General features: G+C 72.5%; 12 protein-coding genes and 1 riboswitch. Of the genes, 4 read left to right on the top strand and 8 right to left on the bottom strand.

Features of this window, described 5'->3' with window-relative positions:
- Positions 1 to 130 precede the first annotated feature (130 nt).
- Positions 131 to 625, top strand: a complete 495-nt coding sequence (locus ACWCYO_RS17340) for a class IV adenylate cyclase (RefSeq protein ID WP_449784657.1) — start codon at positions 131 to 133, stop codon at positions 623 to 625.
- Positions 626 to 660: 35 nt separating this feature from the next.
- On the opposite strand, the gene meaB is transcribed toward ACWCYO_RS17340, so the two are convergent.
- From meaB to ACWCYO_RS17315, 5 genes are all read right to left on the bottom strand, one after another.
- Positions 661 to 1,653 carry a methylmalonyl Co-A mutase-associated GTPase MeaB gene (gene meaB / locus ACWCYO_RS17335; RefSeq protein ID WP_270148710.1) on the bottom strand — a complete coding sequence of 331 codons (993 nt, stop codon included), beginning with the start codon at positions 1,651 to 1,653 and terminating at the stop codon, positions 661 to 663.
- Positions 1,654 to 1,665: 12 nt separating this feature from the next.
- Positions 1,666 to 3,879, bottom strand: a complete 2,214-nt coding sequence (gene scpA, locus ACWCYO_RS17330; RefSeq protein ID WP_449784656.1) for a methylmalonyl-CoA mutase — start codon at positions 3,877 to 3,879, stop codon at positions 1,666 to 1,668.
- Positions 3,876 to 5,744: a methylmalonyl-CoA mutase subunit beta gene (locus tag ACWCYO_RS17325; RefSeq protein WP_449784655.1), complete on the bottom strand. Its 1,869-nt coding sequence runs from the start codon at positions 5,742 to 5,744 to the stop codon at positions 3,876 to 3,878. Before ACWCYO_RS17325 ends, scpA begins: the two co-directional genes overlap by 4 nt.
- A gap of 343 nt (positions 5,745 to 6,087) precedes the next feature.
- On the bottom strand, positions 6,088 to 6,417 hold the full coding sequence (locus tag ACWCYO_RS17320; protein WP_270148715.1) for a DHCW motif cupin fold protein: 330 nt from the start codon (positions 6,415 to 6,417) through the stop codon (positions 6,088 to 6,090).
- A 71-nt stretch (positions 6,418 to 6,488) separates the two neighbouring features.
- The gene (locus ACWCYO_RS17315; RefSeq protein WP_270148716.1) at positions 6,489 to 7,445 is read right to left on the bottom strand and encodes an NADP-dependent oxidoreductase; all 957 of its coding nucleotides are present in this window, start codon (positions 7,443 to 7,445) and stop codon (positions 6,489 to 6,491) included.
- Between the two features lie 114 nt (positions 7,446 to 7,559).
- Between ACWCYO_RS17315 and ACWCYO_RS17310 the strand changes: the two genes are divergently transcribed.
- Complete coding sequence (locus ACWCYO_RS17310; RefSeq protein WP_449784654.1) at positions 7,560 to 8,519, top strand: GlxA family transcriptional regulator; 960 nt, start codon at positions 7,560 to 7,562, stop codon at positions 8,517 to 8,519.
- Between the two features lie 29 nt (positions 8,520 to 8,548).
- On the opposite strand, the gene ACWCYO_RS17305 is transcribed toward ACWCYO_RS17310, so the two are convergent.
- From ACWCYO_RS17305 to ACWCYO_RS17295, 3 genes are read right to left on the bottom strand one after another with little or no spacing between them, the layout of a single operon-like run.
- A complete protein-coding gene (locus ACWCYO_RS17305) occupies positions 8,549 to 8,914 on the bottom strand; it encodes a hypothetical protein (RefSeq protein WP_449784653.1) in 366 nt (121 codons plus the stop codon).
- A complete protein-coding gene (locus ACWCYO_RS17300) occupies positions 8,914 to 9,036 on the bottom strand; it encodes a hypothetical protein (protein WP_270148720.1) in 123 nt (40 codons plus the stop codon). The genes ACWCYO_RS17305 and ACWCYO_RS17300 overlap by 1 nt, the downstream gene beginning before the upstream one ends.
- Positions 9,033 to 9,404 (bottom strand): BlaI/MecI/CopY family transcriptional regulator, encoded by a 372-nt coding sequence (locus ACWCYO_RS17295; RefSeq protein WP_449784652.1) that lies wholly within the window; start codon positions 9,402 to 9,404, stop codon positions 9,033 to 9,035. Before ACWCYO_RS17295 ends, ACWCYO_RS17300 begins: the two co-directional genes overlap by 4 nt.
- 302 nt (positions 9,405 to 9,706) lie before the next feature.
- Positions 9,707 to 9,883: riboswitch (M-box (ykoK) riboswitch) on the top strand.
- Between the two features lie 357 nt (positions 9,884 to 10,240).
- Between ACWCYO_RS17295 and ACWCYO_RS17290 the strand changes: the two genes are divergently transcribed.
- Entirely contained in the window at positions 10,241 to 11,896 is a 1,656-nt protein-coding gene (locus tag ACWCYO_RS17290; protein WP_449784651.1) for an NRAMP family divalent metal transporter, read from the top strand.
- A gap of 126 nt (positions 11,897 to 12,022) precedes the next feature.
- Positions 12,023 to 12,757 carry an MgtC/SapB family protein gene (locus ACWCYO_RS17285; protein WP_449784650.1) on the top strand — a complete coding sequence of 245 codons (735 nt, stop codon included), beginning with the start codon at positions 12,023 to 12,025 and terminating at the stop codon, positions 12,755 to 12,757.
- Positions 12,758 to 12,804 lie beyond the last annotated feature (47 nt).

Genomic DNA, 12,804 nt, shown 5'->3' with positions numbered 1-12,804 from the left:
GACGGGGAACCGCGCCGCCGGGTGGCTACCGCAAGGGCCAGGATCCCCTTCCCCTTGAACCGGGGCTGGTGCCGGCAGTTCGATGTCACGATGGACGGCGCCGAGCGTGTCTTCTGACCGAGGGAGCAGGATGGCGATCGAAGCGGAACTCAAGGCGGTCGTGCGCGATCCGGAAGGCGTGCTCAAGCGGTTGGACGAGCAGCACGGTCCCGGCCGCGCCGAGGTCTACCGCGACACGTACTACGACACGGCCGACGGCAGCCTGATGGACGCCGACCGCGAGCTGCGGATCCGCACCGTGCACGGCCCGGACGACACCCGCACCCTGCTCACGTACAAGGGCGCGAGAGTGGACGAGGCGTCCGGGTCGAAGCCGGAGGCCGAGACCCGGGTCGAGGACGCCGCCGCGATGCATGAGATCGTCCGTGGCGCTCGACCGAGGTGGGCAAGGTGGTGTGGTTCGAATGCCTGGAGAACGTCGAAGCGCCGTGCCCCACGCATGGGTGGGGCACGGCGCATGGCCTCCGCGTTCTGCGCGAGGTGGCGTAGTGGGAACCGTCGTTCGCCTCGCGTGGTGGGTGCTGTTCTCGGCGGCGGTGGTGGCGGGGTTCGCCGCCGGGTGTGACCGCTGGAGAGTTTCCAGGGTCTTCGCTGCTCCCGTCAGGACGTACCGAAGAAGCTGTCCAGGATCTGCTGTGCGGCCAGACCCGCTGGGAGGCTACCCGCGCGGACCCCGGCCTCCAGCTCCGGGGCGAGCCGCCGCACTTCCGGGTGCTCGTGCAGCCGCGCATACAGCTGGTCGTGGACCATCGCCCACGTCCACTCGACCTGCTGCTCCCGCCGCTTGGCCGCCAGCGCACCCGTCGCGTCGAGCACCTTGCGGTGCTGCTGCAGCCGCTCCCACAGTACGTCCAGCCCGGCCCCGTCGAGCCCACTGCACGTGAGCACGGGCGGCGTCCACGCTGCGTCCGGTGCCTGCAACAGCCGCAGCGCGCCCGCGAGTTCACGGGCCGCCGCCTTCGCGTCCCGCTCGTGCGGCCCGTCCGCCTTGTTGACGGCGATGACGTCCGCCAGCTCCAGCACGCCCTTCTTGATGCCCTGGAGCTGGTCGCCCGTCCGCGCCAGGCTGAGCAGCAGGAAGGTGTCCACCATCCCCGCCACCGCCGTCTCGGACTGCCCGACGCCCACCGTCTCGATGAGAACGACGTCGTACCCCGCCGCCTCCATGACCACCATCGACTCCCGGGTGGCCTTGGCGACCCCGCCCAGCGTCCCCGAGGTCGGCGACGGCCGGACGAAGGCGGCAGGATCGACGGCCAGCCGCTCCATCCGGGTCTTGTCGCCGAGGATGGACCCGCCCGTCCGGCTGGACGTCGGGTCGACGGCGAGCACCGCGACCCGGTGGCCGAGCCCGGTCAGCATCGTCCCGAAGGAGTCGATGAAGGTCGATTTGCCGACACCGGGCACCCCGGTGATGCCCACCCGGACCGCCCCGCCCGCGTGCGGCAGCAGCCGCTGGAGCAACTGCTGCGCGAGCGCGCGGTGGTCGGGCCGGGTGGACTCGACGAGGGTGACGGCGCGCGCGATCCAGGCGCGCGAGCCGTCCAGGACACCCGTCACGTAGCTGTCGAGGTCGATCGTCCGCGGAGGCATACGATCAGGCAATCACAGCTCGTGGCCGAGATCGGCCGCCAGCGCCGTCAGCAGGTCGTACGCCGCGTCCGGGATCACCGTGCCCGGGCCGAACACGGCCGCCGCGCCCGCCTCGTACAGCGCGTCGAAGTCCTGCGGCGGGATGACCCCACCCACCACGATGGTGATGTCCTCGCGCCCCGCCTCCGCCAACTCGGCGCGCAGCGCGGGCACCAGGGTCAGGTGACCGGCGGCCAGCGACGAGACACCCACGATGTGGACGTCCGCCTCGACGGCCTGGCGGGCGACCTCGGCCGGGGTCTGGAACAGCGGGCCGACGTCGACCGTGAAGCCGAGGTCCGCGAACGCGGTGGCGATCACCTTCTGGCCGCGGTCGTGGCCGTCCTGGCCCATCTTGGCGACCAGGATGCGCGGGCGCCGACCCTCGGCCTGCTCGAACCGCTCGACCAGGTCACGGGTGCGCTGGAGGGGAGCCGACGGGCCCGCTTCGTCTCGGTACACACCGGAGATGGTACGGATCTGGCCGGCGTGGCGGCCGTACACCTTCTCCAGGGCGTCCGAGATCTCGCCCACCGTCGCCTTCGCCCGGGCCGCGTTGACGGCCAGGTGCAGCAGGTTGCCGTCCAGCGAGCCGCCGCGCTGCGGGCCGGCCTCGGCGGCCGCCGTCAGCGCGCGCAGGGCGTCCTGGCAGACGGCCTCGTCGCGCTCCGCGCGCAGCCGGCGCAGCTTCTCGATCTGCCGGGCCCGCACCGCGGAGTTGTCGACCTTGAGGACGTCGATCTGCTCGTCGCTCTCGACCCGGTACTTGTTGACGCCGATCACCGGCTGGCGGCCGGAGTCGATGCGGGCCTGGGTGCGGGCGGCGGCCTCCTCGACGCGCATCTTGGGGATGCCCGCGTCGATCGCCTTGGCCATGCCGCCGGCCGCCTCGACCTCCTGGATGTGCTGCCAGGCCCTGGACGCCAGGTCGTGGGTCAGCTTCTCGACGTACGCCGAGCCGCCCCACGGGTCGATCACCCGGCAGGTGCCCGACTCCTGTTGCAGCAGCAGCTGGGTGTTGCGGGCGATGCGGGCGGAGAAGTCGGTGGGCAGGGCCAGCGCCTCGTCGAGGGCGTTGGTGTGCAGCGACTGGGTGTGGCCCTGGGTGGCGGCCATCGCCTCGACGCACGTCCGGGTGACGTTGTTGAACACGTCCTGGGCGGTCAGCGACCACCCCGAGGTCTGCGAATGGGTGCGCAGCGAAAGGGACTTGGCGTTCTTCGGGTCGAACTGCTTGACCAGCTTGGCCCACAGCAGCCGGGCCGCGCGCAGCTTGGCGACCTCCATGAAGAAGTTCATGCCGATCGCCCAGAAGAACGACAGCCGCGGCGCGAAGGCGTCCACGTCCAGGCCCACGTCCAGGCCCGCGCGCAGGTACTCCACCCCGTCGGCCAGGGTGTAGGCCAGCTCCAGGTCGGCCGTGGCTCCGGCCTCCTGGATGTGGTAGCCGGAGATGGAGATCGAGTTGTACCGGGGCATCTTCTGCGAGGTGTACGCGAAGATGTCCGAGATGATCCGCATCGACGGCTGCGGCGGGTAGATGTAGGTGTTGCGGACCATGAACTCCTTGAGGATGTCGTTCTGGATGGTCCCCGCGAGCTTCTCGGGCGGTACGCCCTGCTCCTCGGCCGCGACGATGTACAGCGCCAGCACGGGCAGCACCGCGCCGTTCATCGTCATCGACACCGACATCTTGTCCAGCGGGATGCCGTCGAACAGCTGGCGCATGTCGTAGATCGAGTCGATGGCGACGCCCGCCATGCCGACGTCGCCGGTGACGCGCGGGTGGTCGCTGTCGTAGCCGCGGTGGGTGGGCAGGTCGAAGGCGACCGAGAGGCCCTTCTGGCCGGCGGCCAGGTTGCGGCGGTAGAAGGCGTTGGACTCCTCGGCGGTGGAGAAGCCCGCGTACTGGCGGACGGTCCACGGCTGGTTGACGTACATGGTCGGGTACGGCCCGCGCAGGTAGGGGGCGATGCCGGGGTACGTGTCCAGGAAGTCCAGGCCGGCCAGGTCGGCCGCGGTGTACAGCGGCTTGACGCCGATGCCCTCGGGGGTGTCCCAGACCTGCTCGTCGAAGTTCGTGCCGGTGGACCGGCGCCAGGCGGCCTGCCACTGGGCATCGGAAACCCCGCCGGTGTTCCCGTCGGCGCCGCCGTCCAGCCCGATTCCGGTGAAGTCGGGGATCATCGAGCCACTCCGATCTGGTCCAGCAGGGAGGTCAGGACGGCGATGGCGTCCCCGCCCGCGTAGATGAACTCGTCCACTCCGGCGGGCACTTCGCCGAGCCGCCCGGCCAGCAGCACCCGCTGGGCGCCGGCCGCCTTCAGGGCGCCCGCGACCGCTGCGGCGTGCTCGCCGTACAGGGCGTCGCTGGAGCACAGGCAGGCGACGGTGGCACCGGACTCGGCGAAGGCCGACGCGAACGCGGCCGGGTCGACGGACTCGACCGACGAAGTCGCGATGCCGCCCGCCTGGAACAGGTTGGCCGCGAAGGTGGTGCGCGCGGTGTGCGCGGCGGCGGTGCCGATCGAGGCCAGGAACAGCTTCGGACGGGCGCCGGTCTCCGCGAGGAACGCGTCCGAGCGGTCCCGCAGCGCTTCGTACGCCTCGGCGCGGCGCACCCGCGGCAGGCCGCCGCTCAGCGGAGCCGGGGCCGGCTCGCGGACCAGCGGCTGCTCGTCCAGGTGCGGGAACTCGCTGACGCCGGTGACCGGTTCGCGCCGCTTGGCGAGCTTGCCGGACCGCTCCGCCCAGGTCGCGGCGGTCCGCTCGCCGACCAGACCCCCGGTGAGGGCGGCCTGCTGGCCACCGGCCCGCTCGATCTCCTGGAACCAGGCCCAGGCGGCCTGCGCCAGCTCCTCGCCCAGCTGCTCGACGTACCAGGAGCCGCCGGCCGGGTCGATCACCCGGGCCAGGTGGGACTCCTCCAGCAGGATCGACTGGGTGTTGCGGGCGATCCGGCGGGCGAAGGCGTCGGGCAGGCCGAGCGCGCTGTCGAAGGGCAGCACGGTGACGGCGTCGGCGCCGCCGACCCCGGCGGCCAGGCAGGCCACGGTGGTGCGCAGCATGTTCACCCACGGGTCGCGGGCGGTCATCATCACTCGGGAGGTGACGGCGTGCTGACGCTGCGCCGAGGCCTCGGCGGAGGCGCCGGACACCTCGGCGACGCGGGCCCAGAGGCGGCGCGCGGCACGGAACTTGGCGATGGTGAGGAACTGGTCGGCGTCCGCGGCGAAGCGGAACTCCAGCTGGCCGAGCGCGGCGTCCACCGACAGTCCGGCGGCGGTCAGCGCGCGCAGGTAGGCGACGCCGGTGGCCAGCGCGCAGCCCAGCTCCTGGGCGGGGGAGGCGCCGGCCTCGTGGTACGGCAGGGCGTCCACCGTGAGCGCCCTGACGTTCGGGTACTCGGCGGCGCAGCGGGCGGCCAGCGCGGTGGCCTCGGCGAGCAGGGCGCCGGTGCGCTCGGCGGAGCCGGTGCGGGCCTGGAGGCCGAGCGGGTCGGCGCCGAGGTTGCCGGCGGCGGAGCCGGGGGAGACCTCGCGCCCCTCGTACAGCTTGAACAACTGCTCGGCCGCCTCGGTGAATTCGGCTCCCGCGTCGAGCGCCACGGCGGCCAGGTCGAGGTACACCCCGGCGAGCGCCTCGGGCAGGGCGGCGACCGGCAGGCCCGCCCCGCCCAGCTCCAGCCAGAGCGAGCCGACGCCGTGCTCCAGGTCGGCCAGCACGGCCTCGTTGGTGCGCTGCCGGTCCGGGTCGGCGTGCCGCTGGCGTACGTCCCACCCGGCGACGGCGGAGCCCTGCGGCCGGCCGCCGCGGACGAACGGCGGGAAGCCGGGGTAGCCGGGCTCGGCCGAGGTGTCCTCGGCGGTGTACAGCGGACGGGCACGCAGCCCGTCCGGGAGCGCGGTGGTGAGCGCCTGCTCGGCGGCGGCGCCGTCCTCGGGCTGGGCACCGGACTTGCGCAGCACGCCCTCGACGAGCTGCTGCCACTGCTCACGGTGCGCGGCCGGAAACTCGGCGGCGAGGGGGAGCCTTTCGGGCGGGACCTTCATGTGCGCAGGTTAGCGCCCGTTCGCACACCCGCAGGAGGGGAGATGCGTGTGAGCTTGTTCTCGATTTGGGGCGCCGTTAGCACTCCGTCGGGCGTGGAGTGTCAAGAGGGGCGTCGAGAAAAGCCGGGACGGGTGTCAACGGGGGCTGCCGGGAGGGGGATTGCGGAACCCTGGCACTCATCTATTAAGTTACTTCGAAGAAGGCGGGCGGGGCGGCATCCCCCGACGTCGTCGAACGTCTCCTCGACATCGTCGAACGCCCCTCGAAGGAGCCCACCGCGTCCTCCCCGTCGACGCCATGCCCTACACGGGCGCCGCCCGACGCCGGCCGGCCGGCCGTCTGTCAGTCGACGATCAGCAGGCTGGCGCCGTTCGGGGCGCTGGAGCGGTGGGCCTCGGCGTCGTCGGCGACCTGGTAGCTGCCGCCCGGGCCGGTGACCACGACGCGGCCGTCGTCGAGGGTGGTGACGAGCTCGCCGGCCAGGACGTACAGCACGTGTCCCTTGCGGCACCAGTGGTCGGCGACGTACCCGGGGCTGTAGTCCACCCGGCGGACCCGGACGCCGCCGAAGTGCTGCACCCGGCTGGTCACCTCGCCGCTCTCGCCCGGCTTGCGCTCCTCGGGGACGTGACTCCAGTCGGTGGCGGTGAAGGGGAAGCCGGTGAGATGCATGGCGTCACAATACCCCGCTCGTCACCGGGCAGGCAGTCAAGTTCCGGCGTCAGCCGCTGAGTTGGCCGTGCCTACGCCCCGGCCACCGACAGCACGATCTTCCCGGTGGTGCGGCCCTGCTCGCCCAGCCGGTGGGCGTCGGCGGCCCGCTCCAGCGGCAGCACGGTGTCGACCAGGACCCGCAGCCGGCCGGACTCGACCAGCCGGGAGACCTCGAGCAGGCCCTGCCGGTCCGGCTCGACCAGCATGAAGACGGCCCGGACGCCCGCAGCCGCGGCCTCGGCGAGCGGGAAGGCATCGGTCGGCGGCTCGATGGAGACCAGGGTGCCGCCGGGGCGCAGCGACCGCAGGGAGCGGGACCAGCTGGCGCCGCCGATCGGGTCCAGTACGAGGTCGACGTCGCGGACGGACTCGGCGACGTCCTGGGTGCGGTAGTCGACCAGTTCGTCCGCGCCGAGCCCGCGCAGCAGCTCGTGCTTGGCGCTGCTCGCGGTGCCAATCACGTACGCCCCGCGGGCCTTGGCGATCTGGACGGCGAGGTGGCCGACCCCGCCCGCGGCGGCGTGGACCAGCACCCGCTGCCCGGGGCGCAGGTCGGCGGTGTCCACCAGGGCCTGCCAGGCGGTGAGGGCGGCGAGCGGCAGGGCGGCCGCCTCCAGGTGGCTCAGGCCCCGGGGGCGGGGCGCGAAGTGCCGGGCGGGGGCGGTGACGTACTCGGCGTAGCCGCCCGCGGGGTGCGGGAAGCGCGGCATCCCGTACACCTCGTCGCCGGGGCGGAAGATCGTCACGCCGTAGCCGACGGCCTCGACCACGCCCGAGACGTCCCAGCCGAGGGTGAACGGGGGCGTGCCGCCGGTGGCGAAGGTGCCGCGCGAACGGGTCTTCCAGTCGGCCGGATTGACGCCGGCGGCGTGCACCCGGACCAGGATCTCGCCCCGGCCCGGCTCGGGGCGGGCGGTCTCCACCAGCCGGAGCACCTCCGGGCCTCCGGCGGTGTCCTGCGAGATCGCGCGCATGGTGTCGGTCATGTGGGGGCTCCTCGGGTCGTCGGCCCGGCCGGCTGACCGGGCGCCTGGACAGCGTGCCGGTGCGCGGCGGTCCCTGGTGGCGGCGTGACGGCCACGGAGTGAAAGGATCCGGCCATGCACCACGTCGGCGTACTCGCCCTGGACGGCGTCTTCCCGTTCGAGCTCGGCATCCCGGCCCGGATCTTCGGCGCCGCCCGGGACGAGACGGGCAGTCCGCTCTACACCGTCACCACCTGCGGCCTGGACGGCCGACCGGTCCGCACCGCCGCCGACTTCGACCTCGCGGTCACCCGGGACGCGGGGCTGCTCGCCGACGTCGACACCGTCGTCATCCCGCCCTCGGAGTCGCTCGGCGCCGTTCGCGAACACGGCACCCTGCCCGAGCCGCTGCGCGCCGCGCTGGCCGCGATCCGCCCCGGCACCCGGGTCGTGGGCATCTGCACCGCGAGCTACGTGCTGGCCGCCGCCGGCCTGCTCGACCGGCGCCGGGCCACCACCCACTGGCGGGAGGCCGACCGGCTGCAGCGGATGTTCACCACCACCCGGATCGACCCGGACGTGCTGTTCGTCGACGACGGCGACGTCCTGACCTCGGCCGGGGTCGCCGCCGGCATCGACCTGTGCCTGCACCTGGTGCGCCGTGACCACGGCAGCCGGGTCGCCAACGAGGTGGCCCGCTCCTGCATCGTCCCGCCCTGGCGCGACGGCGGCCAGGCCCAGTACATCCGCCGCCCCGTCCCCGAACCCGCCGCCACCGGCACCGCCGCCACCCAGGCCTGGGCCCTGGAGCGCCTCGCCGAGCCGCTCACCCTCGCCGACCTGGCCGCCCACGCCCACACCAGCGTGCGCACCTTCTCCCGCCGCTTCCGCGAGGAGACCGGCACCACCCCCGCCCAGTGGCTCACCCGCCAGCGCCTCGACCTCGCCCGCCACTACCTGGAGACCACGGACTGGCCCGTCCCGCTGGTCGCCCAGCGTTCCGGCCTCGGCACCGGCGTTTCGCTGCGCCAGCACCTGCACGCCGCCATCGGCGTGGGGCCGCAGGCCTACCGGCGAACCTTCCGGCCGAGTTGACGCATCGTCTCTTCCACTTGGCGGCCGAGCTACGGGTGCGGCGCGCAGGCCAGCGGGTACGGCAGCGCCGGTAGTAGCAACAACCCGAGCCACCAGGACAGTTGACGCCGCCTGTCGCTGCCGGGACGGCTCAGCCGGCGGACCCGTACGGCGACCACGTCCAGCAGCGCCCGGTGCCGCCGCCGGGCCCGCCCGGCCCGGGCGCCGACGGCGGCCACCAGTGCGGCGAGCAGCGCCCCGGCCGTGGCCGGCAGCCACCAGTCGTGGGTGTGCGGCAGCACCGGCCCGGTCGGTTCGAGGTGGGGGAGCGGGCCGATCAGTCCGGCCGGCTCGTGCGCGGCGGGCTCGACGGCGTGGTGCGCGGCGAGCACCAGGGAGACGGTGAAGGAGGCCATCAGCGCCAGCCACAGGGCCGCGCCGAGCGCGGGGCGGCCTGGAGCCGGGCGGCGGCGGCCAGCCGGCAGGGCAGCAGCACGCCGGTCACGGCCAGGTGGAGGCCGAGCAGGGCGAGCGTCACTCGGCGTCCCGGGACTTCACCTGTTCGAGGGCGGTGAGCAGCGCCGACGCCTCGTCCCCGCTCATCCGGTCGACGAAGTGCAGCAGCGCGCCGGCCCGGTCGGGGCTGGTCTCCAGCGCCTGGTGCATCAGCCGGGCGGTGTACGCCTCCCGGCTGCAGGTCGGCTCGTACACCCAGGCGCGGCCGACCTTGCCCCGGCGCAGCCAGCCCTTGGTGTGCAGGATGTCCGCGACGGTGGTCACGGTGGTGTACGCGACCGGCCGCTGCTGCTGGAGGTCGTCGACCACCTCGCGCACTGTGGCCGGACGGCCCCAGGACCAGAGCCGGTCCATGATCTCGGCCTCGAGATCGCCGAAACCCCGTAGCACCGCCCTCGTCTCCCTCACCGAACCGAACCGAACCGAACCGACCCACCGGCCGCCGGAGCCCTTCGCCCGCCGGAACGCGGCCCATTACGGCGAGAGCGCCTCCCGGCGAGCCGTGCGGCCGGGATGCCGTCGAGTTCGCCGCCGTGAGCTGCTCAACTTTATATGTCGGTCAACTATATATGTCGCGAGCGGATGCACGGTGCCCCCCCGGGTTTGGTCAAGGTTCTACAAAGCTGTCGAAGATCAGCCGAAAAGGTGACGCCGACCGGTTACGGCGGGTCTATGCTTTTGGAGGTTTGAAAAAGGCACCTCGTTCGGTGAGGCGTCTTCACGGACACAGGCCACTGACCCGACGACGTCGAGAGACGCCCAGGTTCAGGACAGGTCTTCCCGAGTTAAGGGTTGACCCCAAGTGGCTTCCGGCCGATCCGGCTGGACACGCCGTGGAGTGCCAAAGCTCTGACGAGTTGGGGTGTACCGGTCCATCGCTGGCCGGTGTGCTCCTTGCCGTGTCGCGACGCGGCGCACAGACGGTGCGCCCCCGACCGGGAGGAGGCGAGAGACATGGACTGCAGTAGTCCGGGCCACAGTAGCCCCTACCCCCGCATGCTCTCGAACACCTCCGGCACGCGGTAACAACCTTCCCTGCGCGTTCACCCGGTGCTTCGTCCTGTGCTCAACCACGCCTGGACGCAAGTCGCCTGACGCATCGTCATGCCCGCACGGCCGCCGCCGCTCAGCGTCGCCGTACGGAGCGGATGCCGTGCGCCCGCAGGGAGGACGCTGCTGCGTGCCCCCTGTCGCCCTCTCAAGGAAGAGGGCAGGGAGGCCCCGCCATGACCAACGTGACGCTGGACCCGAAGGTTTCCACGGTCCCCGCCGCCCAGACCGCCGTGCTCGACGACGCCCACGTCGGCGACATCAAGGGCGCGCTCGGCACCATCCGGCTCGACGACACCACCCCCCGCAGCGGGCTCTCCGCCCGGCTGAAGACCCTGCTCGCGATCATCGGCCCCGGCCTGATCGTGATGGTCGGCGACAACGACGCCGGCGCCTTCTCCACCTACGGCCAGGCCGGGCAGAACTACGGCACCCAGCTGCTGTGGACGCTGCTGATGCTCGTCCCGGTGCTGTACGTCAACCAGGAGATGGTGCTGCGCCTGGGCGCCGTGACCGGCGTCGGCCACGCCCGCCTCATCCTGGAGCGGTTCGGAAAGTTCTGGGGCGCGTTCAGCGTCATCGACCTCTTCCTGCTCAACGCCCTCACCCTGGTCACGGAGTTCATCGGCGTCACGATGGCGGCCGGATACCTCGGGCTGCCGAAGGCCGCCTCGGTGGTGCTGGCGGCCGCGATCATCATCGCCTCGGCCTTCACCGGCTCCTTCCAGCGCTTCGAGCGGGTGGCCATCACGCTGTGCGTCGGCTCGCTGCTGCTGGTGCCGATCTACTTCATGGTCCACCCCAAGACCTCGCAGATGGCCCACGACTTCGTGACGCCGGTGCTGCCCGGCGGCTCCGGCCAGCTCGCGGCCGTGATGCTGGTCATCATCTCCATCGTCGGCACCACCGTCGCCCCCTGGCAGCTGTTCTTCCAGCAGTCGTACGTCATCGACAAGCGGATCACCCCGCGTTTCATGAAGTACGAGAAGGTCGACCTGTGGATCGGCATCGCGATCGTGATCGTCGGCGCCGCCGCGATGATCGGCCTCACGGCAGCGGCCTTCGCGGGCACCGACGGCTTCGGCCAGTTCTCCGACGCGGCCGCCGTGGCCAAGGGCATCGAGGACAAGGCCGGCCACCTGGCGGGCGTGCTGTTCGCCATCGCGCTGCTGGACGCCTCGATCATCGGCGCCTTCGCGGTGTCCCTCTCGACCGCCTACGCGATCGGCGACGTGTTCGGCATCAAGCACTCGCTGCACCGCGGGGTCAAGGGCGCCAAGGGCTTCTACGCGGTGTACGCGGGCCTGGTGGTGGTCGCGGCGGCGATCACCCTGCTGTCCAACGCCTACACTCAGGGCCTGATGACCCAGTTCGTCCAGGTGCTGGCCGGCGTGCTGCTGCCCTCCGCGACGGTCTTCCTGCTGCTGCTCTGCAACGACAAGGCCGTGCTCGGCCCGTGGGTCAACGGCCCCAGGACCAACGCCTTCACGGGCGCCGTGGTCGGCGTGCTGGTCACGCTGTCGCTGATCCTGACCGCCTCGGTGGTCTGGCCGGACATCAGCTCGGACGCGATCCTGTGGATCATGGCCGGCTGCGGGATCGCGGGCGTCCTGGTCGCCGGGTACTTCTTCCTCTTCGGCCGCAAGGGCACCAAGGAGGACCCGATCGACCGCACCGGCCGCGAGGACTGGCGGATGCCGCCGCTGGAGACGCTCGCGAAGCCGGTGATGTCCACCGCCCGCAAGGTCGGCATGGGCGCCCTGCGCGCCTATCTGCTGATCGCGATGATCATGGTCATCATCAAGATCGTGCAGACCGCGCTGAACCACTGAACCACCGGTCGCAGCCCGTACGGACGGGGGGTGAGCAGCGGCTCGCCACCCGTCCGTTCCGTTTGCCCGCGCTTCCCTGCCCGCTTTCGGCCGCGACCCCGCGGATCCCCTGGAGGAGGTGCCGTCGTGCACACCCTGACCACCGTCGAGTTCCTGGTCCGGCTCGCCACCGGCGTCGCCTGCGGCGCGCTGATCGGCGTCGAGCGCCAGTGGCGCGCCCGGATGGCCGGCCTGCGCACCAACGCCCTGGTCGCCGCCGGCGCCACCCTGTTCGTCCTGTACAGCGAGGCGGCCGGCGACACCGGCAGCCCCACCCGGGTCGCCTCCTACGTCGTCTCCGGCATCGGCTTCCTCGGCGGTGGCGTCATCCTGCGCGACGGCGCCGGCGTGCGCGGCCTCAACACCGCCGCCACGCTGTGGTGTTCGGCCGCCGTCGGGGTACTGGCCGCCTCCGGCAAGCTCGACCTCGCCGTCCTCGGCACCCTCGCCGTGCTCGCCGTCCACCTGGTGCTGCGCCCGGCCGGCCGGCTGCTCGACCGGGCCCCGCAGTCCGGCAGCGACCCGGACTCCACCTCCCGGGCCACCGTCCACCTCGAGTGCGACCGCAAGTCCGAGACCCACATCCGTGCCCTGCTGCTCCAGGCCCTGACCGCCTCCGGCCTCGCCCCCACCGGCCTGCGCGCCCGCCGCACCGACCAGGGCGACGCCACCAGCCTGCGGGCCACCGTGGCGATCAGCGGGCAGGTCGCCCCGGCGCTCGAGCTGGTGGTCACCCGGCTTTCGCTGGAGCCCGGCGTACGGGACCTCCACTGGCACCTGGACGACGAGTCGGAGGAGCCCGGCAACCCGGCCCTGGCCTGACAGGCCCTGGTGTAGAACGGAAGGACCGTCACGCGAACCTTCCCGGA

This window comes from Kitasatospora sp. NPDC001683 (assembly GCF_053596495.1).
This window is presented reverse-complemented; position numbering and strand designations above follow the sequence as displayed.